Below are 22,060 nucleotides of genomic sequence, written 5' to 3'. Positions count from 1 at the left end.
TCGGCACGCACCGATCGATGCGGGGGTGAGAGAGTATGCGGTTGTTCAGCGTAGGCGCAGGAGCGTCGGATGAACGCGCCCGACAGGGTGTCGGCGAGCATCCCTCTGCACCCATCCCGATCGTCGGTCCCGGCATAGGGGAGACCATCCGTGTCGCCCTCGGCGAAACCGGCTTCGAGACGTTCCCGCTCATGCTGGGTGCTGCGGAATTCGGCTGGAACGTCGATCTCGAGACCAGCCACGGCATTCTCGACCGCTACGTGGAGTTCGGCGGCAACGCGATCCACACCGCCGACGGCTTCTCCGGCGGGCGCAGCGAGCACATCATCGGGCAGTGGCTGCGTTCGCGGGGGCAACGTGATCGCAGCGTCGTCAGCGTTCGGGTCGGCGCGCATGCCGACAACCCGGGTCTCGGCTCGGTCAACCTCGTGCGCGCGGTCGAGGGCTCTCTGACGAGGCTGGGTGTCGATCGCATCGACGTCCTCTATCTCGACGCCACTCTCGATGCGACCACCAACCTCGAGGACACGCTGGCGACCGTCGAATGGATGACCGAGGCCGGGAAGATCGGTGCCCTGGGTGCCTTCGGCTTCGCGCCGGAGCGTCTGGTGGAAGCCCGTATCCTCGCTTCGGCCGGCTATCCGCGCATCCAGGTGATCGACGCGCCGTACAACCTCGTCCGTCGCCAGCCGTTCGAAGGCGATCTTCGACTCGTCGCCGGTGCGCAGAACCTCGCCGTGACGCCCTCCCATGCGCTCGAGCACGGTTTCCTCTCCGGGCGACACCGCAGCAAGGCGCTGACCTCACGCGGTGTGCGGGGCGAACAGCTGCGCGGGCATCTCAACCGTCGCGGGATCAAGATCCTGCGGGCGCTCGATCAGGTCGCCGAAGAGGTGAGCGCTCCCGTCGCGGCGGTCTCCATCGCGTGGCTGCTCGCTCAGCGCACGATCGCCGCCCCCATCGTGAACGCCTTCGCGAGCGATCACGTCGACGAGCTCATGCAGGGAGCCGGCGTGTCGCTCTCACGCAGCCAGGTCGCCGAGCTCACCCGGGCAGGGAACTGAGCATCGTCCCACCCGTGACATAGGGTGGAAGGGAGGCCCGGCGGATGCTGGCGATGAAGCGAGCGAGTTGTGACGCACTACATATATCTGGTCAGACACGGTGAACATCAGGACGCAGAGCATGGTCTCGCCGACGGACCCCTCTCCCCTCGGGGACAGCGTCAGGCGGAGTTGATCGCCGACCGGCTGTCGGGGCTTCCTCTCGATGCGGTCTGGCACTCGCCTCTGCTGCGCGCCAACGAGACGGCGCGGGCGATCGCGGCTCGTCTGCCGTCGGTCGACCCGGAGCCGACCGCACTGCTGTTCGACTGCGTGCCCACCGGTATGACCGATGAGACCCCGTCCGTGTTCGAGCCGTTCTTCGGCTCCATCACCGAGGCGGAGATCGAGGCGGGCCGGGCGCAGATGTCCGACGCCGTGAACGAGTTCCTCGTGCGCAAGACCGGCGACGTGCACGAGGTGCTCATCACGCACAACTTCGTCATCTCCTGGTTCGTCCGCGAGGTGCTGGCTGCCCCCGAATGGCGATGGATGACGCTGAACCAGTCGCACTGCGGCCTGACCGTCATCGCCCAGAAGCAGGGGCGCCCGTGGACGCTGCTCACCCACAACGACACCGGGCATCTTCCGGTCGAACTGCGCACGGGCATCCCCGACGCACTCCTGGTCTGAGCCGACCGCTCGCGGCGGACGACTGCGTGACGGACCCGCGCGCCCCGGGCCTGACTAGGTCGCCCGCGAAATAGACTGAGCGCATGACCACGCAGGTAGCACTCGTCGGCGGAACCGGGAAACTCGGCTCGATCATCCGTGCGGTGATCGACGAGCTCGAAGGCTTCGAGGTGAGCCGCGTGCTCACCTCCTCGAGTGATCTCTCCGAACTCGACGGCGCCGACCTGGTGGTCGACGCGTCGACGCCCCAGGTGAGCGTCGAGGTCGTGCGGGCCGCGGTCGAGCACGGCATCAACGTGCTGGTCGCCACCTCGGGCTGGTCCTCCGAGCGCATCGCCCTCGTGCGTCCCCTCGTCGAAGCCGCCGGCACCGGCGCGGTCTTCATCCCCAACTTCTCGCTGGGCTCGGTCCTCGGATCCGCACTGGCTGCTGCCGCAGCGCCTTTCTTCGGATCCGCGGAGATCATCGAGGCACACCGTGAGACCAAGATCGACTCACCGAGCGGGACAGCCGTGCGCACCGCCGAGCTGATCGCCGCCGCTCGCGCGGATCAAGGCCCGGTCAGTGCACCGCACGCCGATCAGCGCGCACGTGGACAGCAGGTCGGCAGCGTGCCGATCCATTCGCTGCGGCGTCCCGGTGTCGTCGCCAAGCAGGAGGTCATCCTCTCCGGCCCCGGTGAATCGCTCACGTTCACGCACGACACGATCGACTCGGCGCTCGCCTACGCCCCCGGCATCCGGCTCGCCGTGCCGTTCGCGGTGAAGGCCACCGGTGTGTTCGTCGGTCTCGAGCACATGATCGACATCGGCATCCGGTCGTGATGTCGCGTATCGGCGTCGCGCTCATGGCGGCGGCGCTGCTGGTCTACCTCGCCGTCGCGATCTGGCTCGCCGTGATGTTCATCTCGGTCGGCACCCCGGTCTCGATCGGCATGGGCATCACTCTTCTCGTGCTGGCACCGATCGGAGCCTGGGCACTCGTCCGCGAGATGATGTTCGGCTTCGGTGCCGACCGGCTGGGGCGCCTTCTCGACGCGGAAGGCGGGATGCCACCGGTCGAGACCGAGTTGACCCCCAGCGGGAGGATCGCTCGCGCCGACGCGGATCCGCTCATCGCGCGGTACACCGCGGAGGCGGATGCCGCAGGCGACGACTGGCGTGCGCGCTACCGGCTCGGCGTCGTCCAGGATGCGGCCGGCCGCCGCAAGGATGCCAGGGCCAGCATCCGCGAGGCGATCCGCCTCGCGCGACGCTGACCCCGACGGCATGCTCAGGCGAGCGTGGCCTCGAGGGTGATGTCGATCCCGGCGAGCGCCTGAGACACCGGGCATCCGGTCTTGGCGCCGTTCGCGATCTCCTGGAACGCCTCGGGCGTGAGGTTCGGGACCGTCGCGTTGACATTGAGGTGGCTGCCGGTGATGCCGACGCCGGGCTTGAAGGTGACCGATGCCGTCGTGTTAACGCGCTCCGGCGGGGTTCCGTTCTCGGCGAGGGCGTGCGAGAGCGCCATGCTGAAGCACGACGCGTGCGCGGCGGCGATGAGCTCCTCCGGCGTCGTCGTGGTGTCGCTGCCTTCGCTGCGGGCCTTCCAGTTGATCGGGAAGGTGCCCAGGCTCGACGACGAGAACGCGACCGTGCCGGATCCCTCCATGAGCGATCCGGTCCAGGTGCTGGCGGCTTCGCTGGTGACGGGCATGATTCCTCCGGTTCTCGCACTGCGGGCGCAGCATCGACTCGTGGTCAGCCTAGCGATCGTCCCTCTGCCGGGGAACAGTCGTCAGGAGGCGGGCGCTTCACGTCCGATGAGGCCGGCGCGCTGCAGCAGGAGGTAGAGCTGGCAGCCCAGGCAGAACGCGAACGCGGCGTTGAGGAAGGCGGCCAGGAACGCGGCCGCCGTCGCGATCGGGAGAGCCCACGCGACGCCGAGGAGGTGCAGGACGAGGCCGATTCCCACGACGACGAGTCCGACACCCTGCGAGAACCGCGGCGGACGCGGATCCTCGAGTTCGGTGGGCGGCGTCAGGCGTGGTCGCACCACTGAGCGGAAGAGCGCACCCCAGGGCGCCGTCCGCGGCGACACGAGCCCCCACAGGAACAGCAGCGCGATGACGAGTGCCAGGAGGAAACCGGGGTCGAAGGCACGCTGGGCGAGGGATACCGAGGCGATCGCCCATCCGGACGGCGTGAAGGTGGCATCGGCGAGCGGCTGGTAGGCGAACCAACCGGTGCCGCCCCTGGCCGTCGAGATCCCGATCAGTGCCAGGAACGTCGCCAGCAGCAGCAGGACCGCGGTGATCGCAGCGGCGAATCGTGGGCCTCGGGGGTCGATGCCTGCGGGAATGCTCATGGGGCTCCAGTCTTTCCGCTCACACGGCGGCGAGGGCGTCGGTGAGCGCGTGGCGGTCGGGGACACCGTGGAATCGTGCGCGGACGGCGCCGGAATCGTCGACCACGAAGGTCGTCGGCGTCTGCAGGACTCGGTAGCGAGCCGAGAGATCCGGGCGGTGCGTCAGATCCACCTCCAGATGACGGAGATCGTCGTGCTCGGCTGCGTAGGCGCCGAGCAACCGTCTCACCTGGGGGCACCGTGCGCACATCTCCGTGCTGAACTGCACCAGTGTCGCGCGGGAACCGAGTTCGGCGGCGGCATCTGCGGGGTCGAAGAGGAGGGCGCCGCCGTCGCGTCGTCGTCCATCGCGACGGCGCAGCACGATGCCGACGATCGTCGCGAGCACGAGGAGTGCGGCGGCGATCCCCAGGGCGGCTGCGGGCGACATAGGTCGAGAATATGTCGTGCGGTGAAGGGCCAGGGCCGATGTTTCCGACCATGACGAACGTCCCACGCTCGGGAGCTCATCCGCCCGTGGGAGGTGAGGGTGGCGGTATCGTGGCTTTCATGAGCGCAGCCGTCCCGACTCCTTACGAAGACCTGCTCCGCGACGTGCTGGAGAGCGGCACGCACAAGTCCGATCGCACCGGAACGGGCACGACGAGCGTCTTCGGTCGACAGATCCGCTTCGACTTGTCGAAGGGATTCCCGCTCATCACCACCAAGCGTGTGCACTTCAAGTCCATCGCGTACGAGCTCCTCTGGTTCCTGCGTGGCGATTCCAATGTGGGGTGGCTCCGCGACAACGGCGTCACGATCTGGGATGAGTGGGCAGACGAGTCCGGCGACCTGGGGCCGGTCTACGGGGTGCAGTGGCGGTCGTGGCCCACCCCGGACGGTGGGAGCATCGACCAGCTCTCCGAGGTCATCGAGCAGATCCGCCGCTCGCCCGACTCCCGGCGGCTCATCGTCTCGGCCTGGAACCCCGCTGACATCCCCGACATGGCTCTCGCCCCCTGCCACGCCCTGTTCCAGTTCTACGTCGCCGACGGCAAGCTCTCCTGCCAGCTCTACCAGCGCAGCGCCGACATGTTCCTCGGCGTGCCCTTCAACATCGCCTCGTATGCGTTGCTCACGATGATGATCGCCCAGCAGGTCGGCTTGGAGCCCGGAGACTTCGTGTGGACGGGCGGCGACTGCCACGTCTACGACAATCACGTCGAGCAGGTGCGTGAGCAGCTCAGCCGAGACCCCTACGAGTATCCGACGCTGCGCTTCGCGCGGAAGCCGGAATCGATCCTCGACTACCGCTACGAGGACTTCGTGGTGGAGAACTACCAGCACCACGCGCCGATCAGGGCGGCGGTGGCGGTATGACCTGGGTCGGGCTGATCTGGGCCGAGGCCCACGGCGGCGTGATCGGCGCCGAGGGCGGGATGCCCTGGCACGTGCCGGAAGACCTGGCGCATTTCAAGGACGTCACCCTCGGCGCGCCCGTGGTGATGGGCCGCAAGACCTGGGATTCGCTTCCGGAGCGCTTCCGACCGCTCGCCGGCCGCGACAACATCGTGGTGACTCGGCAGCAGGACTGGTCCGAGGACGGTGCGCGCCGAGCGGCCACGGTCGCGGAAGCCGTGCGCGGGCTCGACAGGGCATGGATCATCGGCGGTGCGGAGATCTTCCGCCAGGTGATCGGTGACGCGGATCGGCTGGAGGTCACCGAACTCGATCTCGACGTCGCCGGCGACGCCTACGCACCGGCCAAGACGGGCTGGCGGCTCGTCGACGAGGGGGAGTGGCGCACCTCACGCACCGGCGTCCGCTACCGCTTCCTCGGATACGAGCGCTGATGCCCACTGTACTGATCACCGGAGCCAGCGCCGGACTGGGCGCAGAGTTCGCTCGTCAGCTCGCGCGGCGTCGCGCCGATCTCGTCTTGGTGGCGAGGTCGGAGGAGGCTCTCGCGGAGCTGGGTGCGCAACTGCGGAGCGAGTACGGTGTCGCGGTCGAGATCATCGCCGCCGACCTGGCGGATGAGAGCGGTGTGGAGAAGGTCGCCGAGCGGCTGCGCGACGCGGCTGACCCGGTCGACCTCCTGGTGAACAACGCCGGGTTCGGTCTTCCCCTGCAGTTCGCCGACAACGACATCGACGACGAGGTGCGTCACCTGCGGGTGCATGTCGAAGCATCGATGCGTCTCATGCACGCGGCGCTGCAGTCCATGCGCGGCCGCGGCGGGCGCATCATCAACGTGGCGTCGGTCGCGGGGTTCATCTCGCGGTCGACGTACTCCGCCTGCAAGGCGTGGTTGATCGGGTTCAGCCGCTGGGCGAACGCCGAGTACGGCCGTGACGGCGTCTCCGTGACGGCGTTGTGCCCGGGATTCACTCATACGTCGTTCCACGAGCGCATGGGGCTCGCGGTCGGTGAGGAGGGTGTTCCCGCCATCATGTGGCTGAATGCGCGCGACGTCGTCCGCGTCGGTCTGCGTGATGCGGCCCGCGGCAAGTCCGTCTCGGTGCCGTCGCTGCGCTACAAGGTGCTCGTGGCGCTGACGCGCGTCCTGCCGAGCTCGCTGACATCGGGTGTGGCGCGTCGGGGCCGCGTCTGACCCTGGCGCGTGCGATCCGCAGAGGTCAGCGGAAACGGCCGAGCCGGATCCCCGCCTTCGCGATCGCTGCGATCGACTCCCCATCGGTGACCGTGCCGTCCGCGATCATGCCCAGCACGGTCTCGAACGGAACCCATGAGACGGCCTGGATGCCCTCTTCGGCCTGAGTCTCAGCAGTGCGCGCGTCGCCCTCGCCGGATGCCTCTTCGTCTTCTGCGGCAGGTCGGAGGTCGCGTGCGAGGAAGACGTGTTCGGCGGCCTCGGCGATACCGTTCAGCGCGTGCATGGTGCCCAGCGGCACCCAGTCACCGGCCTCGAAGCCGGTCTCCTCGCGAAGTTCCCGCCGGGCCGCGACGAGCGGAGCCTCACCGTCGCTGCCTCCCGCAGGCACCTCGATGGTGGTGCCCACGGTGTAGCGGTCGATCGTGACGAGACAGATGCGGTCGTCGTCATCCACGGCGACGATGAAGACCGCCGGATGCTGCATGGTGACGACGCCGTAGATGCCGTCGTCACCGGCCGGTCCTGTCACCCGATCCTCACGCACACGGATCCAGGCGTTCTCGTACTTCGTCTCGCTGTCGCGTGTGACCCATGCCATCCTTCGAGCGTACGGCGCACCTGCGACCGCATCCGCGTCACCGCGTCCGCATGAGCGGCAGTCGAACCTATACGCTTGGGTCTATGACGCATTCGGGCAACCCTTTCGGACAGGTTCTCGTCGCGCTCGTCACTCCGATGACGGCCGACGGTGAAGTCGATTGGCCCGCCGTCGAGAAGCACATCGATGACGTGATCACCGCGGGAGCGGACGGCATCGTCGTGACGGGGACGACCGGCGAGACCTCGACCCTGACGGACCCCGAGAAGCTCAAGCTCGTCGAGGTCGGCAGATCCGTCTCCGCCGGTCGCGCCAAGATCATCACCGGCGGTGGCTCCAACGAGACCGCCCACGCGATCGAGCTCTACAAGGCCAGCGAGAAGGCCGGCGCCGACGGCATCATGATCGTCACGCCGTACTACAACAAGCCGACTCAGGCCGGCATCCTCACGCACTTCCGTCTGGTCGCCGACGCGACCGACCTCCCGGTGATCCTTTACGACATCCCCGGCCGCACGGGTGTGCCGATCAAGTACGAGACCATCCTGCGTCTCGCGAAGCACCCGAACATCCTCGCCGTGAAAGACGCCAAGGGCGACTTCTCCGAGGTGAGCCGCGTGCTCAACCAGACCGACCTGATGTACTTCTCGGGCGACGACGCGAACGTGCTCCCGCACCTCGCGATCGGGGCCACCGGCCTCATCGGTGTGACGGCGAACGTCGCCGCTGCGCCGTACCGCACGATCATCGACGCGGTGAACGCGGGCGATCTCGCCACCGCCACCGCGGAGCACAAGCGCCTCGAGCCGCTCGTGCGTGCGGTGATGACGCACGTTCCGGGAACGGTCGCGGCCAAGTACATCCTGCACGGACTCGGCCGCATCTCGAGCCCGCGCGTCCGACTTCCCCTGGTCGGCCCCGAGGAATGGGAGGCCGCGCTCATCGAAGATGAACTCGACCTGGTCCAGAACGTCCCCGGTGCCGACTTCTCGAACTTCCGCCCCGACCGCAACGCGGCCGCGGGCGGTGCCCTGCCCAAGGTGCACGGCACGACGCGCTGAGTCGCGTCGCCACGAACGAACGGACGCGCGGAGTGTCCGACTGAGGAGACAGCATGTCCATTCCCCTGGTAGAACCGACCGCTCTCGAAGACGGGACGCTGCGGGTCGTCCCGATCGGCGGCCTCGGCGAGATCGGTCGCAACATGACCATGTTCGAGTACGACGGCAAGATCCTGATCGTCGACTGCGGCGTGCTCTTCCCTGAGGAGCACCAGCCCGGTGTCGACCTGATCCTGCCGGACTTCGAGCCGATCCGCGATCGCCTGGATGACATCGTCGGCGTGGTGCTGACGCACGGACACGAGGACCACATCGGCGCGGTGCCGTATCTGCTGCGTCTGAAGAGCGACATCCCGCTGATCGGATCCGGGCTCACCCTGGCGCTGGTCGAGGCGAAGCTCAAGGAGCATCGCATCAAGGCCTTCACCCTCACGGTGAAGGAAGGTCAGCAGGAGCGGGTCGGTCCGTTCGACCTGGAGTTCGTCGCGGTCAACCACTCGATCCCGGATGCGCTGGCCGTCGCCATCCGCACGCCCGCAGGCATGGTGCTCGCCACCGGTGACTTCAAGATGGATCAGCTGCCGCTGGATGGCCGCATCACCGACCTGCGCGCATTCGCCCGCCTCGGTGAAGAGGGTGTGGATCTGTTCCTCGTCGACTCGACGAACGCCGATGTCCCCGGCTTCACGCCGACGGAGCGCTCCATCGGTCCCGTGCTCGACCAGGTGATCGCGAAGGCGCCTCGTCGTGTCATCGTCGCGAGCTTCTCCAGCCACGTACACCGAGTGCAGCAGGTGATCGACGCCGCGCACGCCAACGGTCGCCGCGTCGCATTCCTCGGCCGCAGCATGGTGCGCAACATGACGATCGCGGAGCAGCTCGGCTACCTGAAGGTGCCGGACGGAGTCCTCATCGACTTCAAGAAGGCCCGCGACCTCCCCGACGAGCAGATCGTCTACATGTCCACCGGCTCCCAGGGCGAGCCGATGGCGGTGCTCAGCCGTATGGCGAACATGGACCACGCGATCGAGATCAGCGAGGGCGACACGGTCATCCTCGCCTCCAGCCTCATCCCGGGCAACGAGAACGCGGTCTATCGCGTGATCGACGGGCTCACCAAGCTCGGTGCCAACGTCGTCCACAAGGCCAACGCGAAGGTGCATGTCTCCGGGCATGCCGCGGCGGGCGAACTGATCTACTGCTACAACATCCTGAAGCCGAAGAACGTCCTTCCGGTCCACGGCGAGTACCGGCACCTGATCGCCAACGCCAAGCTGGCGCAGGACACCGGCGTTCCCGAGGAGAACACGATCATCGCCTCCAACGGCACCGTGATCGATCTCAAGGACGGGGTCGCGAAGGTCACCGGTCAGCTCGACCTCGGATTCGTGTACGTCGACGGCTCCACCGTCGGCGAGATCACCGATGCCGACCTCAAGGATCGCCGTATCCTCGGCGAGGAGGGCTTCATCTCGGTGATCGTGGTTGTGGATGCCGGCACCGGCCGCATCATCTCCGGACCGGAGATCCACGCGCGCGGCGTCGCCGAGGACGATTCGGTGTTCGACGACGTGACGCCGAAGATCATCGCGGCGCTCAAGGAGGCATCGGGCAACGGCGTTCGTGACACCCATGCGCTGTCGCAGGTCGTTCGACGCACGATCGGTCGCTGGGTGAACCAGCGGCTGCGTCGTCGTCCGATGATCGTTCCGCTCGTCATCGAGGCGTGACGCTGGGGCGTCTGCTCCCCGCTCACGGGTAGCCGTCACGTCGATGTAACACCGCGGGCCTATGCTCGCGTCATGTACAGGGACTTCTCCCTTCGCAGGGCGGCGCAGACGGATGCGATGTTCCTCGGCGACATGCTCGTCGAGGCCGCCAATTGGCGTGCCGGGGGAGTGCGTCCGCGGCACGAGGTGCTGACCTCTGCCGACCACAGGCGCTACCTCGCGGGGTGGAAGCGCACGGCCGACGACGGACTGGTGGCCACCGCTTCGGACGACGTCCCGGTCGGGGCCGCGTGGTATCGGGTGCTCCCGCAGGACGCCCCGGGGTTCGGCTTCATCGGCGTCGCCGTCCCGGAGCTGATCATCGGAGTGCATCCCCTCTGGCGTGCGCGCGGCGTCGGACGCTCGCTGCTGCGCGGCATCGTGCACCTCGCCGGCTCTCAGGGACATGCGCGCATCAGCTTGAGCGTCGAACGGGACAACTTCGCGCGCAACCTGTATCGCGCCGAGGGCTTCGCCGTGGTGAGGGAGGGCGAGAGCCGGGACACGATGGCGCGCGGCACGGCGTAGCCGCGCCCTCTCGGATCCGGGGAAAGCCGCGTCATTACGCGGAGATGTCGGCTGTTGGACGTAACGTGAGAGCATGGCCAGGAGTACCACGAAGACAGAGAGCGCGTCGACCAGCGCACCGTCGCGCCCGAAGCGGCAGACGGCTCCGAAGGCCCCGCCCGCGCGCAAGGCGCAGCCCGCTCCCAAGAAGTACATCGACGAGGCAGACAAGCCGCCGGTCGCCGTCCGGGCCTGGGTCGGGCTGGCGCACGGCGTCGGCGGACTCTTCCGCGCGTTCGGCCCCGAGACACTCGAGAAAGACGATCGTCGCGACGGTTTCCCCTTCCTCCTCGTGCTTCTCGCCGTGCTGGGTGCGGTCAACGAGTGGTTCTTCATCGGCAACGAGGTCGCTGCGAACATCAGCGCGTACTCCGTCGGAGGGCTGATTGGACGGGTCGCGTTCGTGATGCCCGTGCTTCTGCTCCTGCTGGCCGGATGGTTGTTCCGTCACCCTTCGTCAGTTCATGACAACGGCCGTATCGGCATCGGGTTCGGTCTGTTCGTCCTGACCCTCGCAGGCTTCTGCCATGTCGCGGGAGACGGCCCTCAGCCCAAGGAGGGCATGCTCGCATTGAGCGAGTCCGGCGGGCTGTTCGGATGGATGCTCGGACAGCCGCTGAGCTACCTCACCGACATTCCCGCGTACATCGTGCTGTCGCTGCTTGCGGCACTCAGCATCCTGATCCTCACCAAGACACCGCCGAACCGTATCGGTGCCCGCCTCGGCGACCTGTACGCCTGGATGTTCGACGCCGAACGCCCGGAGAAGCCTGCCAAGGACGCTGCGGCGATCGACGACGCCGACAAGGTCGACGACCCCGACGTGCTGCCCTGGTGGCGGCGCAACAAGACCGGTCGGGAAGAAGATCCCGACGAGGGCACCCTCGGCTCGGATGACATCACGGCGCTGCTCACGACCTCCGATCCGACTCCCGCCTACGACCAGGCGGTCGTCGTCGAGAACCCTTATGACGCGGCCACCGAGGTGCTGTCCGATGTGAGGTCCGTCGCCGACTCCCTCGCGGAGCAGCAGACCACGGCGCTCCTCGACGACTCCTCCGACACCGGAGAGGTGCCGGAGCTTCCCGGCCTCGACGGCTTCGGCACCGAGGGCCCCGGCGACCGTGGACCGCAGGCTCCCGTGACGCCGTACATCCTCCCCTCTCCCGGCCTCCTGGTCGAAGGTCCACCGCCGGTGATGCGCTCCGAGGCCACTGACAAGGTGATCGAGCAGATCACCAGTGTGCTGTCGCAGTTCAAGGTCGATGCGAAGGTCACCGGGTTCTCCCGCGGACCGACGGTCACGCAGTACGAGGTCGAGGTCGGCCACGGCGTCAAGGTCGAGAAGATCCTGCAGCTGAGCAACAACTTCGCCTACGCGGTGGCATCGAACGACGTCCGCATCCTCTCGCCGATCCCCGGCAAGAGCGCGATCGGCATCGAGATCCCCAACGCCGACAAGGAGATGGTGGCGCTCGGCGACGTGCTGCGCTCGCCCGTCGCGCAGAAGAGCACGCACCCGATGACGATCGGCGTCGGCAAAGACGTCGGCGGCAACATCGTCATCGCGAACCTCGCCAAGATGCCCCACCTCCTGGTCGCCGGTTCCACAGGGTCTGGTAAGTCGAGCTTCGTGAACTCCATGATCACGAGCCTGCTGATGCGCGCTCGCCCCGCCGACGTGCGCATGGTGCTGATCGACCCGAAGCGTGTGGAGCTCACCAGCTACGCCGGTGTCCCGCACCTGATCACGCCCATCATCACGAACCCCAAGAAGGCGGCGGAAGCGCTGCAGTGGGTCGTGAAGGAGATGGACATGAGGTACGACGACCTCGCATCCTTCGGCTTCCGTCACATCGACGACTTCAACCGTGCCGTGCGTGCGGGCGAGGTCGAGCTGCCGGTGGGCAGTGAGCGCGTTCTGAAGCCTTACCCGTACCTCCTGGTCGTGGTCGACGAGCTCGCCGACCTCATGATGGTCGCCCCTCGCGACGTGGAGGACTCGATCGTGCGCATCACGCAGCTGGCGCGAGCCTCCGGCATCCACCTCGTCCTCGCGACGCAACGTCCGAGTGTCGACGTCGTCACCGGACTCATCAAGGCGAACGTCCCCTCTCGTCTGGCCTTCGCCGTCACCAGCGTCACCGACAGCCGCGTCATCCTCGACAGCCCCGGCGCCGACAAGCTCATCGGTCAGGGTGATGCGCTGTTCTCGCCCATGGGCTCGTCCAAGCCGTTCCGTCTGCAGGGCGCCTGGGTCGACGAGAAGGAGATCGACGCGGTCGTCAAGCACGTCACCCGTCAGGCACGTCCGGACTACCGCCCCGATGTGCAGGAGGCGATGGAGCCGACCAAGAAGAAGGAAGTCGACGAGGACATCGGCGACGACCTGGAGCTGCTGCTCGCGGCCGCCGAGCTCATCGTCTCGTCCCAGTTCGGCTCGACCTCGATGCTCCAGCGCAAGCTTCGTGTCGGCTTCGCGAAAGCCGGTCGCCTCATGGACCTGCTGGAGTCGCGCGAGATCGTCGGTCCGTCCGAGGGATCCAAGGCGCGAGACGTGCTGGCCACGGCCGAGCAGCTCCCGCAGGTCATGGCGAAGCTCCGCGGCGACGACGTGCCGGCCTCGCCGTCGTCATCGGCAACCCCTGCCGCTCCGCCCGTCCCGCCCCTGCCTCAGTCACATGATCCGATCGCGGCCCAGTACGAGGGGCTTCCCGAGGTGGAGGCCGAGGGCGACGAAGACGCCTGGGGCCTGACGGGACGCGACTGATGGCCATTCCTCGGCAGCTTCCCAACGCCATCACCGTCGCGCGCATCCCGCTGGCGGTCGTCTTCTTCATCCTCTTGCTGCTGGGCGGCCAGTACGGCCTTCCCGACCCCGGCCTCCGTTGGGCTGCCGCGATCATCTTCATCGTCGGCATCTCGACGGACTGGGTCGACGGCTACCTCGCACGCAAGTACGACATCGTCAGCGACTTCGGCAAACTCTGGGATCCCATCGCCGACAAGATGCTCACGGGCGCTGGGTTCATCGGGCTCGCCATCCTGGGCGAGGTCAGCTGGTGGATCGTGGCGATCATCCTGGTGCGCGAGTGGGGGATCACGATCCATCGACTCATGGTCGCCAGCGAGCATGTCGTCGCCGCGGCCTGGATGGGCAAGATCAAGACGGCATTCCAGGGGGTGGCGCTCGGCTGGGCCCTGCTTCCGTTGCACTACCTCATCGGTCTCGACGCCTGGACGCTGATCACCTTCATCCTCATGCTCATCGTCCTGGTGCTCACGGTGGTGAGCGGCATCGACTACATCGTGGCGCAGGTGCGGGGTTCGCGCCGGAAGCCATGAGCGAAGAGAGCGCCGCGGTCCTCGCAGCGCTGGGCCGGCGCGGGTGGACGCTCGGGATCGCCGAATCGCTGACAGGTGGCGCTCTGTGCGCGGATGTCGTCGCCATCCCCGGCGCATCCGCGGTGCTTCTCGGGGGCGTCGTGGCCTACGCGACGCCGGTGAAGGCGACCGTGCTGGGAGTGGACGCGGCTCTTCTGGCCGCACACGGACCGGTGCACCCGCAGGTCGCTCTGCAGATGGCCGACGGCGTCAGAGACGTGGTCGGTGTCGGGGGTGTGCCAGCCGATGTAGGCGTGTCGACGACGGGGATCGCCGGCCCGGACTCCCCGGACGGCCAGCCGGTCGGCACTGTGCACATCGGAGTCGTGACCCCTGTGGCGTCGCGGAACACGGCCTTCCACTTCAGCGGGGACCGCGACGCGATCCGGGCGCAGGCCGTGGCGGCAGCACTCCGAGAGGTGCTCGCGGTGGTGGCGGAATAGTGACGCCCTCGGCCTGGTTATCTCTCTTGTGCTCACACTAAAACCACAGAGTGCAGGGGTAGATTCTGTGCAGGCCAGGGGTACTAGACTGGCTGTCTCATCGGGGGAGACCTCGAACGATCACATGGGGAGGAGGTTCCGATGATTCTTGTTCGACAGGAAATCGGCGATGTGCTGAGGGACTTCCGCCTGCAGAAGGGGCGCACGCTCCGGCAGGTCGCAAGCAAGGCATCGGTTGCCCTCGGCTACCTCAGTGAGGTCGAGCGCGGGCAGAAGGAGGCGTCGAGCGAGATCCTCGCATCCGTCGCCGATGCGCTCGACGTTCCCATCTCGACGATCATGCGCGAGGTCGGAGATCGCATCTCCGTGCTCGAGGGCATCCAGGTGTTTCCGGATGTCGTTCCGGACGACCTCGTGGCCTCGATCGAACCCCAGCTCTCGCTGCACTGACCCACGGTCAGACCAGCGATGCGTCGTAGCGAGTTTCTCCGCGCCGTCGAGACAGAGTTCCAGGCGCGTGCCTCCTCTCTGGTGAACGACCTCGGTCTCAGCGCCGTCGGCGGCCGTACGGCTGTGGAAGCGCTGGCCGACGGCACTCCACCGCGCGAGATCTGGTTGGCGCTGTGCGCCGAGATGGATGTGCCGGAGAACAGGCGGCATGGCGTCGGCAGGCAAGAGCCGCGCGGACGCTGATCCGTCCCTCGATGTCCGATGCCTACGGGACACGCGATGAGATCCACGGCGTGTCGTCGAAGATCTGTTCGAAGCGGGCGTAGTCTTCTGCACAAGTGGTTCAGGGAGTCTGTTCTCCACGGTATGTGAGCTCGCGGCGTCGATGTCGGTGGCCTCTCCTACGGTGGAAAACGAGCCGAAGAGCCATTACGCCTTGTCGGAGAGTTTCTCCCAACCGGGAGAGCCGCGACAGCCTACAGGCGGCATCACGCGCGCAGAAGGAGCACATCATGCCATCACCCGCCGACCGCGAGAAGTCCCTCGAGACCGCCCTCGCCCAGATCGACCGCCAGTTCGGAAAGGGCTCGGTCATGCGGCTGGGCAGCGATGAGCGTGCCCCCGTGGCCGTCATCCCCACCGGCTCCATCGCCCTCGACGTCGCCCTCGGCGTCGGAGGTCTCCCGCGTGGTCGAATCGTCGAGATCTACGGACCGGAGTCCTCGGGTAAGACGACTCTCACCCTGCACGCGATCGCGAACGCTCAGCGCGCCGGCGGCATCGCCGCCTTCATCGACGCCGAGCACGCGCTCGACCCGGATTACGCCGCGAAGCTCGGTGTCGACATCGACGCGCTTCTGGTCTCCCAGCCCGACACCGGTGAGCAGGCGCTCGAGATCGCCGACATGCTCGTGCGCTCGGGGGCCATCGACCTCATCGTCATCGACTCCGTGGCCGCGCTCGTCCCTCGCGCCGAGATCGAGGGTGAGATGGGCGACTCGCACGTGGGTCTGCAGGCGCGACTCATGTCACAGGCGCTGCGTAAGCTCACGGGTGGTCTGAACCAGACCAACACCACGATGATCTTCATCAACCAGCTTCGCGAGAAGATCGGTGTGTTCTTCGGCTCGCCCGAGACCACCGCCGGTGGTAAGGCGCTGAAGTTCTACGCCTCGGTCCGCATGGACATCCGTCGTATCGAGACGCTGAAGGATGGCACCGACGCCGTCGGAAACCGCACCAGGGTGAAGGTGGTGAAGAACAAGATGGCACCGCCCTTCAAGCAGGCCGAGTTCGACATCCTCTACGGCGTCGGCATCTCCCGCGAAGGCAGCCTGATCGACTTCGGTGTCGAGCACGCCATCGTGAAGAAGTCGGGCTCGTGGTACACCTACGACGGAGATCAGCTGGGCCAGGGCAAGGAGAACGCGCGAACGTTCCTGCTCAACAACCCCGACATCGCGCTGGCCATCGAGACGCAGATCAAGCAGAAGCTCGGCATCGGCGGCGCGGCTGTGCCGGCGGCTGCAGACGAGCTCGCCGAGCGTCGTCCGGCCTGATGAACGACACTCGTGGGGGCGATCCGGATCGGGTCGCCCCCATCATCCCTCTCTTCGGCGGTGCATCGAAGAAGCCTGCCTCGACGCGACCGGCTCAGAACCCGGAGCGTGGCCAGGAGGCGGAAGAACCTTCGTCACGTACCGGCGATGCGGCCGTATGGCGTACGACCTGGGACGCGCCGCCCGCGGAGGTTTCCCGTATCGACGAGAGCGACGCAGGCACACCCAGCGATCGGCACCCCGCACGAGGAGTCAGGGGCAGCTCTGCCACAGCGTCTCGCTCGGCAGGTTCCGCTCCTCGTCTCCGTGCGCTCGGCGACGAGCCGAGAGACGGCATCGACAGCGGAGAGACGGCGTCGCTCGACGAGATCCGAGTCTCCGCAGAAGAGTCGCTCGTGCGCAAGCTGCGGGCTCGGTCGTTGTCCATCTCCGAGTCGCGGCAGGTGCTGAGGGGTGTGGGGCTCGACAGCGGCATGATCGACGATGTGATCGACGACTTCTGTCGTCGTGGCTATCTCGATGATTCCGCTCTCGCGGGGGTCCTCGTGACGTCGGGTGTGGAACGGAAGGGCCAGGGAAGAGTCGCCCTGTCCCGCGCGCTCGCCCAGCGGGGCATTCCGCGCGACGTGATCGACGCTGCTCTCGACGAGCTGCCTGACGATGATGACGAACGCGCGCTCGAGTTCGCACGTGGCAAGGCGCGATCGATGGGGCGGCTCGACCATGACACGGCTCTTCGGCGATTGGTGGGCCAGCTCTCCCGTCGCGGCTACAACGGAGCTGTGGCGATGAAGGCCGCGAAGTCCGCGCTGCGGGAGGCCTCCTTCGGCGGTCCGACCTCCGGTGTCCGCTTCGTCGATTCCGACTGAGGCGGCGACACGCCCCTGCTAGGCAGCGGCTCGTACAATGGGGTGATCATGACTATCCCGCGCAGTGAACCGACGATCATCGGCGCGTCCTCGGCAGCCGTCGACGACGACGGACGACAGCGATCGTATGAAGTGCGCACCTTCGGGTGCCAGATGAACGTGCATGACTCCGAGCGTCTTTCGGGGTCGCTGGAGAGCGCGGGCTACGTACGTGCGCTCGACGGCGCCGAAGCCGACGTGGTGATCATCAACACGTGCGCGGTCCGCGACAACGCCGCGGGCAAGCTGTACGGCACGCTCGGACACCTCGCATCCGTCAAGCGGCGCAAGGACGGCATGCAGATCGCGGTCGGCGGTTGTCTGGCGCAGATGGACAAGCAGGCGGTCCTCGACAAGGCCCCCTGGGTCGACGTCGTGTTCGGCACGCACAACATGGGCTCGCTCCCGGGGCTTCTCGAGCGCGCACGGCACAACGGCGACGCCGAACTCGAGATCCTCGAATCGCTCGAGGTCTTCCCCTCCACACTGCCGACCAAGCGCGACTCTGCACACAGTGGCTGGGTCTCCATCTCGGTCGGATGCAACAACACGTGCACCTTCTGCATCGTGCCGAGCCTTCGCGGCAAGGAGAAGGATCGACGTCCCGGCGACATCCTGAACGAGATCCGCCTCCTCGTCGAAGACGGCGCGATCGAGGTCACGCTCCTCGGCCAGAACGTGAACTCCTACGGGGTGGAGTTCGGTGATCGTCAGGCATTCGGCAAGCTGCTGCGGGCGGCCGGCGAGATCGAGGGGCTGGAGCGCATCCGATTCACGAGCCCGCATCCTGCGGCGTTCACCGATGACGTGATCGACGCCATGGCCGAGACCCCGAACGTGATGCCGCAGCTGCACATGCCGCTCCAGTCGGGAAGCGACCGCATCCTCAAGGCGATGCGTCGCTCGTACCGCAGCGAGCGCTTCCTCGGGATCCTCGACCGGGTTCGCGCCCGCATCCCGAATGCCGCCATCACCACCGACATCATCGTCGGCTTCCCCGGCGAGACCGAGGAGGACTTCGAGGACACGATGCGGGTCGTCGAGCAGGCTCGTTTCTCCAGCGCTTTCACCTTCCAGTACTCGATCCGCGAGGGCACGCCCGCAGCGACGATGGAGGACCAGGTGCCGAAGGAGATCGTGCAGGCGCGCTACAACCGCCTGATCGCGCTCCAGGAACGCATCTCTCTGGAGGAGAACCAGAAGCAGGTCGGTCGCGAGATCGAAGTCCTGGTCTCCACGGGCGAGGGAAAGAAGGACACCGAGACCCACCGCCTCACGGGGCGTGCCGAAGACAACAGGCTCGTGCACTTCGAGGTCACTGATGGCTCTGAGCTGCCCCGCCCCGGTGATGTCGTCACCGTGACCGTCACGCACGGCGCCCCGTTCCATCTGCTGGCCGACGATCCGACGGGGGCGCCGCTGAAGATCCGTCGCACCCGCGGTGGAGACGCCTGGGACCGCTCGCAGTCCGAGTCGTGCGCCGTTCCCGCTCCGAGTGGCGACGGAGGGCCGAAGGCCGTCTCGCTCGGGCTGCCCACGCTGCGTGTCGGCGTGTGACCGGACCACGACTCTGGGCGATCGTCGGGGCGACCGGCACCGGCAAGAGTGATCTCGCGATCGACCTGGCGGAGGCGCTGCGGGAGCAGGGCAATCCGGCCGAGATCGTGAACGCCGACGCCATGCAGCTCTATCGCGGAATGGATGTCGGCACCGCCAAAGTGCCGATGGGCGAGCGGCGGGGCGTTCCGCATCACCTCTTCGACGTCCTCGAGGTCGATGAGGACGCGGCCGTCGCGTGGTACCAGCCCCGGGCACGTGCTGCGGTGGAGGATATCCACCGCAGAGGCGGTGATGCGATCCTCGTCGGCGGTTCTGGCCTCTACGTGTCGAGCGTCGTGTTCGACTTCCGGTTCCCTCCTCGCGATGCGGAACTGCGTGAGCGCCTCGAGCGGGAACTCGAGACCCATGGAACCGCGCAGCTGCTCGAACGTCTGCGCATACTCGATCCCGAAGCGGCCGCGCGTGTCGATCCGCGTAATCCTCGTCGTGTCGTGCGTGCCCTCGAGGTGCTCGAGCAGGGGAGCGCGACACACGGTGCGGCCCTCCCCGAACGTCCCGTCCTCTGGCATCCGCACACGCGTCTCATCGGTCTCCGCGTCGACCGCGCAGCTCTCGTCGAGCGCCTCGATGCCCGCGTGGAGCGCATGTGGGACGGCGGGATCCTCACCGAGGTGGGGGAGCTACGCGCACGGGGGCTCGAACGCGGTACGACGGCGCCGCGTGCGATCGGCTATGCGCAGGCGCTCGCCCAGCTCGAGGGGTCCCTCACCGAACGTGAGGCGATTGCACAGACCCAGGCGCTCACACGGCGGTATGCCCGCCGGCAGGTGTCTTGGTTCAAGCGCTATCCCGACCTCGAATGGTGGGATGCTCCGGCGGAGGCCGCCACGCTCCTGCGCGCCTGACCATCTCCATGTCGGTGCCTCCTGCGATGCTGGCCGCATGACGAAGACCCACTTCTATACCGCTTCCAGTCTCGACGGGTTCATCGCCACCGAGGAGCACTCCTTGGACTGGTTGCTCACGCAGGACATCGACCAAGACGGACCGATGGCGTACACGGGGTTCGAGCGCAGCATCGGAGCTCTGGCGATGGGGTCGTCGACCTACGAGTGGGTGATGCGCCACGAGGAGGGACGGTGGGGCTACACGCAGCCCACGTGGGTGTTCACGCACCGTGAGCTGGAGCTGCCGGCCGGTGCTGACGTCAGACTGACCCAGGCCGATGTCAGCATGGTGCATGCAGAGATGGTGCAGGCGGCAGCGGGGAAGGATCTCTGGGTCGTGGGCGGGGGAGACCTGGCCGGCCAGTTCGCCGACGCGGGGCTGCTCGACGAAGTGTGGGTGCAGTACGCACCGGTGACGCTCGGCTCGGGCGCTCCACTGCTTCCGCGCAGGCTCGACCTCGAGCTGCTCGAGGTGGCTCGCAACCGCAACTTCCTCTGCGGGCGTTACCGACTCGCGCGGCACTGAGTGGTCGTGCGTGATCCCTAGACTGGAGCCATGGTCGCATTCACCAAGGGTCACGGCACGGGCAACGACTTCATCATCATCGCTGACCCGGACGGCGAGCTCGATCTGACCGTCGAGCAGGTCGCGGTGCTGTGCGATCGTCATTTCGGCATCGGCGCTGATGGAATCCTTCGCGTCGTGAGGTCCTCGGCCATTCCCGAAGGCGGTGCGACCCTCGACGAGGAGCCGCAGGCGGAGTGGTTCATGGATTACCGCAATGCCGACGGATCGATCGCCGAGATGTGCGGAAACGGCATCCGCGTGTTCGCTCACTACCTCGTGCGCTCCGGTCTCGCGACGATCGAACCCGGCTCGACCTTGCCGATCGGCACGAGGGCGGGTGTGCGCGACGTCACCCGAAGCGCCACCGGATACCAGGTGGATCTCGGTCGCTGGAAGCTCTCCGGTGACGACCCGCTCGTACGCGTCGACGGGCTGTCCGTCACCCGGCCGGGTCTCGGTATCGACGTGGGTAACCCGCACGTCGTTGTGGCCCTCGCCTCGGAGGCCGAGCTCGCGTCTCTGGAGCTGCACCGCGCGCCTGACCTCGACCCGCTGCTTCCCGCGGGCGCCAACATCGAGTTCGTCGTTCCCGGTGAACCGCTCGTCCGCGACGGCATCGGCCATGTGAGCATGCGCGTCTACGAGCGTGGCGTGGGAGAGACGCTCAGCTGTGGCACGGGGGTCGCCGCGACAGCCCTGGCGGTGCGGTACTGGGCGGGCGAGAAGGCTCCGAACAACTGGCAGGTCGAGGTGCCGGGAGGCACGCTCGGCGTGCGCATGTTCCCTGCGGAGGACGGCGAGCATGTCGCCCTCTCGGGGCCCGCGCAGCTCGTGTTCCAGGGCGAGGTCGACCTCGCCTGAGCGCCCGACTCGGGTGCCACCGAGAATCGGAGAACCGCGGGCTCAGCTGAGGATGATCGGCTCCGTCGGCGGGTTTCCGTGCTTGCGTACCTTGAGGATGCGGTAACCCTTGCCCGTGGCGGTGCGGAAGACGCTGTAGCCGGGGTGGAAGGTCGATCCGATCCATCGCTGAAGCGAATCGGCACCGAGGTTGCGCTGCACGACGAGCCACGCGTCGCTGCGCTCATCGAGGCGCGGGATCCAACGTTCGAGAAGCCCGTGCAGCTCGTTCTTCCCCACGCGGATCGGCGGGTTCGAGCGGATCGTGCGGAAGGTGACGTGCTCGGGAACATCGTCGGGCAGAGATGCGTTGACATTGGTGAGCCCGAGAGCTGCCGCGTTTCGACGCACCAGATCGAGGGCGCGCTCGTTCACATCGACGGCCCACACCGTCGCGTGGGGAGCGGCCAGGGCCATCGAGAGCGTCACCGGACCCCAGCCGCTGCCGAGGTCGAGAAGGTCGCCGCCCGGGGGAACCGGGGGCATGTTGGCGAGGAGCACTGCAGTGCCGGCATCCAGACGATCCGGGCTGAAGACTCCACCGGCGGTGGTGACTTCCAGCTCTCGACCTGCGAGCGATACGCGGATCTTACGCAGATTCTCGGGGCTTGCCGGGGCCGCAGTGAAGTAGTGATCTGACCCCATACGGTGAGCGTACCGGACAG

General features: G+C 67.2%; 26 protein-coding genes. 21 read left to right on the top strand and 5 right to left on the bottom strand.

All coding sequences use genetic code 11. The features are described 5' to 3' along the window. The first annotated feature begins 35 nt into the window (after positions 1-35). From ASC55_RS03695 to ASC55_RS03680, 4 genes are all read left to right on the top strand, one after another. Positions 36-1,064 carry an aldo/keto reductase gene (locus tag ASC55_RS03695; protein WP_055872744.1) on the top strand — a complete coding sequence of 343 codons (1,029 nt, stop codon included), beginning with the start codon at positions 36-38 and terminating at the stop codon, positions 1,062-1,064. 69 nt (positions 1,065-1,133) lie between these two features. Continuing rightward, the gene (locus ASC55_RS03690; RefSeq protein WP_055868738.1) at positions 1,134-1,736 is read left to right on the top strand and encodes a histidine phosphatase family protein; all 603 of its coding nucleotides are present in this window, start codon (positions 1,134-1,136) and stop codon (positions 1,734-1,736) included. Positions 1,737-1,819: 83 nt separating this feature from the next. After that, positions 1,820-2,560, top strand: a complete 741-nt coding sequence (dapB, locus tag ASC55_RS03685; protein WP_055872742.1) for a 4-hydroxy-tetrahydrodipicolinate reductase — start codon at positions 1,820-1,822, stop codon at positions 2,558-2,560. Beyond that, positions 2,560-2,994: a hypothetical protein gene (locus tag ASC55_RS03680; RefSeq protein ID WP_017830915.1), complete on the top strand. Its 435-nt coding sequence runs from the start codon at positions 2,560-2,562 to the stop codon at positions 2,992-2,994. The genes dapB and ASC55_RS03680 overlap by 1 nt, the downstream gene beginning before the upstream one ends. 14 nt (positions 2,995-3,008) lie before the next feature. On the opposite strand, the gene ASC55_RS03675 is transcribed toward ASC55_RS03680, so the two are convergent. The 3 genes from ASC55_RS03675 to ASC55_RS03665 all read right to left on the bottom strand — a co-directional run bounded on the left by ASC55_RS03675 (position 3,009) and on the right by ASC55_RS03665 (position 4,515). Then, entirely contained in the window at positions 3,009-3,434 is a 426-nt protein-coding gene (locus tag ASC55_RS03675; protein ID WP_017830914.1) for an OsmC family peroxiredoxin, read from the bottom strand. A gap of 81 nt (positions 3,435-3,515) precedes the next feature. Then, positions 3,516-4,085 carry a DUF4395 family protein gene (locus ASC55_RS03670; protein ID WP_055872740.1) on the bottom strand — a complete coding sequence of 190 codons (570 nt, stop codon included), beginning with the start codon at positions 4,083-4,085 and terminating at the stop codon, positions 3,516-3,518. 19 nt (positions 4,086-4,104) lie between these two features. After that, a complete protein-coding gene (locus ASC55_RS03665) occupies positions 4,105-4,515 on the bottom strand; it encodes a thioredoxin family protein (protein ID WP_055868733.1) in 411 nt (136 codons plus the stop codon). A gap of 119 nt (positions 4,516-4,634) precedes the next feature. On the opposite strand from ASC55_RS03665, the gene ASC55_RS03660 reads away from it, so the two are divergent. Genes ASC55_RS03660 through ASC55_RS03650 form a run of 3 tightly spaced genes read left to right on the top strand, consistent with a single transcriptional unit; the run spans position 4,635 to position 6,678 of the window. Further along, positions 4,635-5,444: a thymidylate synthase gene (locus ASC55_RS03660; RefSeq protein ID WP_055873172.1), complete on the top strand. Its 810-nt coding sequence runs from the start codon at positions 4,635-4,637 to the stop codon at positions 5,442-5,444. Then, the gene (locus ASC55_RS03655) at positions 5,441-5,917 is read left to right on the top strand and encodes a dihydrofolate reductase (protein WP_017830910.1); all 477 of its coding nucleotides are present in this window, start codon (positions 5,441-5,443) and stop codon (positions 5,915-5,917) included. The genes ASC55_RS03660 and ASC55_RS03655 overlap by 4 nt, the downstream gene beginning before the upstream one ends. Beyond that, a complete protein-coding gene (locus tag ASC55_RS03650; RefSeq protein ID WP_055872738.1) occupies positions 5,917-6,678 on the top strand; it encodes an SDR family NAD(P)-dependent oxidoreductase in 762 nt (253 codons plus the stop codon). Before ASC55_RS03655 ends, ASC55_RS03650 begins: the two co-directional genes overlap by 1 nt. 25 nt (positions 6,679-6,703) lie before the next feature. On the opposite strand, the gene ASC55_RS03645 is transcribed toward ASC55_RS03650, so the two are convergent. After that, entirely contained in the window at positions 6,704-7,279 is a 576-nt protein-coding gene (locus ASC55_RS03645; RefSeq protein ID WP_055872736.1) for an NUDIX domain-containing protein, read from the bottom strand. Positions 7,280-7,362: 83 nt separating this feature from the next. Here ASC55_RS03645 and dapA point away from each other — a divergent pair, with 83 nt between their 5' ends. From dapA to dapF, 14 genes are all read left to right on the top strand, one after another. Further along, positions 7,363-8,340 (top strand): 4-hydroxy-tetrahydrodipicolinate synthase, encoded by a 978-nt coding sequence (dapA, locus tag ASC55_RS03640; RefSeq protein WP_017830907.1) that lies wholly within the window; start codon positions 7,363-7,365, stop codon positions 8,338-8,340. Between the two features lie 53 nt (positions 8,341-8,393). Continuing rightward, on the top strand, positions 8,394-10,070 hold the full coding sequence (locus tag ASC55_RS03635) for a ribonuclease J (protein ID WP_055868726.1): 1,677 nt from the start codon (positions 8,394-8,396) through the stop codon (positions 10,068-10,070). Between the two features lie 72 nt (positions 10,071-10,142). Next, positions 10,143-10,637, top strand: a complete 495-nt coding sequence (locus tag ASC55_RS03630) for a GNAT family N-acetyltransferase (RefSeq protein WP_055872734.1) — start codon at positions 10,143-10,145, stop codon at positions 10,635-10,637. Between the two features lie 73 nt (positions 10,638-10,710). After that, entirely contained in the window at positions 10,711-13,446 is a 2,736-nt protein-coding gene (locus ASC55_RS03625) for a DNA translocase FtsK (RefSeq protein WP_055872732.1), read from the top strand. Then, positions 13,446-14,021, top strand: coding sequence for a CDP-diacylglycerol--glycerol-3-phosphate 3-phosphatidyltransferase (gene pgsA, locus ASC55_RS03620; protein WP_017830903.1), 576 nt, complete (start codon positions 13,446-13,448; stop codon positions 14,019-14,021). Before ASC55_RS03625 ends, pgsA begins: the two co-directional genes overlap by 1 nt. Beyond that, positions 14,018-14,503: a CinA family protein gene (locus tag ASC55_RS03615; RefSeq protein ID WP_055872730.1), complete on the top strand. Its 486-nt coding sequence runs from the start codon at positions 14,018-14,020 to the stop codon at positions 14,501-14,503. The genes pgsA and ASC55_RS03615 overlap by 4 nt, the downstream gene beginning before the upstream one ends. Before the next feature lie 141 nt (positions 14,504-14,644). Beyond that, positions 14,645-14,953 (top strand): helix-turn-helix domain-containing protein, encoded by a 309-nt coding sequence (locus tag ASC55_RS03610; RefSeq protein WP_017830901.1) that lies wholly within the window; start codon positions 14,645-14,647, stop codon positions 14,951-14,953. 18 nt (positions 14,954-14,971) lie between these two features. Next, complete coding sequence (locus ASC55_RS03605) at positions 14,972-15,196, top strand: DUF3046 domain-containing protein (RefSeq protein WP_055868718.1); 225 nt, start codon at positions 14,972-14,974, stop codon at positions 15,194-15,196. A 269-nt stretch (positions 15,197-15,465) separates the two neighbouring features. Next, a complete protein-coding gene (gene recA, locus ASC55_RS03600; RefSeq protein WP_055868716.1) occupies positions 15,466-16,512 on the top strand; it encodes a recombinase RecA in 1,047 nt (348 codons plus the stop codon). Between the two features lie 395 nt (positions 16,513-16,907). After that, positions 16,908-17,381 carry a regulatory protein RecX gene (locus tag ASC55_RS17690; RefSeq protein ID WP_235563079.1) on the top strand — a complete coding sequence of 158 codons (474 nt, stop codon included), beginning with the start codon at positions 16,908-16,910 and terminating at the stop codon, positions 17,379-17,381. Between the two features lie 48 nt (positions 17,382-17,429). Further along, on the top strand, positions 17,430-18,977 hold the full coding sequence (gene miaB, locus ASC55_RS03590; protein WP_055873168.1) for a tRNA (N6-isopentenyl adenosine(37)-C2)-methylthiotransferase MiaB: 1,548 nt from the start codon (positions 17,430-17,432) through the stop codon (positions 18,975-18,977). Next, entirely contained in the window at positions 18,974-19,885 is a 912-nt protein-coding gene (miaA, locus tag ASC55_RS03585) for a tRNA (adenosine(37)-N6)-dimethylallyltransferase MiaA (protein ID WP_055872726.1), read from the top strand. The genes miaB and miaA overlap by 4 nt, the downstream gene beginning before the upstream one ends. Positions 19,886-19,922: 37 nt before the next feature. Next, a complete protein-coding gene (locus ASC55_RS03580) occupies positions 19,923-20,453 on the top strand; it encodes a dihydrofolate reductase family protein (RefSeq protein ID WP_055872719.1) in 531 nt (176 codons plus the stop codon). Between the two features lie 30 nt (positions 20,454-20,483). After that, positions 20,484-21,356: a diaminopimelate epimerase gene (dapF, locus tag ASC55_RS03575; protein ID WP_055868710.1), complete on the top strand. Its 873-nt coding sequence runs from the start codon at positions 20,484-20,486 to the stop codon at positions 21,354-21,356. 42 nt (positions 21,357-21,398) lie between these two features. Here dapF and ASC55_RS03570 read toward each other — a convergent pair whose 3' ends face one another. Further along, positions 21,399-22,040 carry a class I SAM-dependent methyltransferase gene (locus tag ASC55_RS03570; RefSeq protein ID WP_055868707.1) on the bottom strand — a complete coding sequence of 214 codons (642 nt, stop codon included), beginning with the start codon at positions 22,038-22,040 and terminating at the stop codon, positions 21,399-21,401. Between the last annotated feature and the right edge of the window lie 20 nt (positions 22,041-22,060).

The sequence above is a fragment of the Microbacterium sp. Root322 genome, assembly GCF_001425645.1.
Taxonomy (GTDB): Bacteria; Actinomycetota; Actinomycetes; order Actinomycetales; family Microbacteriaceae; genus Microbacterium; species Microbacterium maritypicum.
This window is presented reverse-complemented; position numbering and strand designations above follow the sequence as displayed.

What these genes read in the sequence shown, in the direction of transcription:
- ASC55_RS03605 (WP_055868718.1), top strand. Translation starts at nt 14,972, where the DNA reads ATGCGTCGTAGCGAGTTTCTCCGCGCCGTCGAGACAGAGTTCCAGGCG.
- ASC55_RS03570 (WP_055868707.1), bottom strand. Translation starts at nt 22,040, where the DNA reads ATGGGGTCAGATCACTACTTCACTGCGGCCCCGGCAAGCCCCGAGAAT.
- ASC55_RS03650 (WP_055872738.1), top strand. Translation starts at nt 5,917, where the DNA reads ATGCCCACTGTACTGATCACCGGAGCCAGCGCCGGACTGGGCGCAGAG.
- ASC55_RS03615 (WP_055872730.1), top strand. Translation starts at nt 14,018, where the DNA reads ATGAGCGAAGAGAGCGCCGCGGTCCTCGCAGCGCTGGGCCGGCGCGGG.
- miaB (WP_055873168.1), top strand. Translation starts at nt 17,430, where the DNA reads ATGACTATCCCGCGCAGTGAACCGACGATCATCGGCGCGTCCTCGGCA.
- recA (WP_055868716.1), top strand. Translation starts at nt 15,466, where the DNA reads ATGCCATCACCCGCCGACCGCGAGAAGTCCCTCGAGACCGCCCTCGCC.
- dapA (WP_017830907.1), top strand. Translation starts at nt 7,363, where the DNA reads ATGACGCATTCGGGCAACCCTTTCGGACAGGTTCTCGTCGCGCTCGTC.
- ASC55_RS03660 (WP_055873172.1), top strand. Translation starts at nt 4,635, where the DNA reads ATGAGCGCAGCCGTCCCGACTCCTTACGAAGACCTGCTCCGCGACGTG.
- ASC55_RS03670 (WP_055872740.1), bottom strand. Translation starts at nt 4,085, where the DNA reads ATGAGCATTCCCGCAGGCATCGACCCCCGAGGCCCACGATTCGCCGCT.
- ASC55_RS03580 (WP_055872719.1), top strand. Translation starts at nt 19,923, where the DNA reads ATGACGAAGACCCACTTCTATACCGCTTCCAGTCTCGACGGGTTCATC.
- ASC55_RS03635 (WP_055868726.1), top strand. Translation starts at nt 8,394, where the DNA reads ATGTCCATTCCCCTGGTAGAACCGACCGCTCTCGAAGACGGGACGCTG.
- ASC55_RS03625 (WP_055872732.1), top strand. Translation starts at nt 10,711, where the DNA reads ATGGCCAGGAGTACCACGAAGACAGAGAGCGCGTCGACCAGCGCACCG.
- pgsA (WP_017830903.1), top strand. Translation starts at nt 13,446, where the DNA reads ATGGCCATTCCTCGGCAGCTTCCCAACGCCATCACCGTCGCGCGCATC.
- ASC55_RS03630 (WP_055872734.1), top strand. Translation starts at nt 10,143, where the DNA reads ATGTACAGGGACTTCTCCCTTCGCAGGGCGGCGCAGACGGATGCGATG.
- ASC55_RS03610 (WP_017830901.1), top strand. Translation starts at nt 14,645, where the DNA reads ATGATTCTTGTTCGACAGGAAATCGGCGATGTGCTGAGGGACTTCCGC.
- ASC55_RS03675 (WP_017830914.1), bottom strand. Translation starts at nt 3,434, where the DNA reads ATGCCCGTCACCAGCGAAGCCGCCAGCACCTGGACCGGATCGCTCATG.
- ASC55_RS03645 (WP_055872736.1), bottom strand. Translation starts at nt 7,279, where the DNA reads ATGGCATGGGTCACACGCGACAGCGAGACGAAGTACGAGAACGCCTGG.
- ASC55_RS03665 (WP_055868733.1), bottom strand. Translation starts at nt 4,515, where the DNA reads ATGTCGCCCGCAGCCGCCCTGGGGATCGCCGCCGCACTCCTCGTGCTC.
- dapB (WP_055872742.1), top strand. Translation starts at nt 1,820, where the DNA reads ATGACCACGCAGGTAGCACTCGTCGGCGGAACCGGGAAACTCGGCTCG.
- dapF (WP_055868710.1), top strand. Translation starts at nt 20,484, where the DNA reads ATGGTCGCATTCACCAAGGGTCACGGCACGGGCAACGACTTCATCATC.
- ASC55_RS03655 (WP_017830910.1), top strand. Translation starts at nt 5,441, where the DNA reads ATGACCTGGGTCGGGCTGATCTGGGCCGAGGCCCACGGCGGCGTGATC.
- ASC55_RS03680 (WP_017830915.1), top strand. Translation starts at nt 2,560, where the DNA reads ATGTCGCGTATCGGCGTCGCGCTCATGGCGGCGGCGCTGCTGGTCTAC.
- ASC55_RS03695 (WP_055872744.1), top strand. Translation starts at nt 36, where the DNA reads ATGCGGTTGTTCAGCGTAGGCGCAGGAGCGTCGGATGAACGCGCCCGA.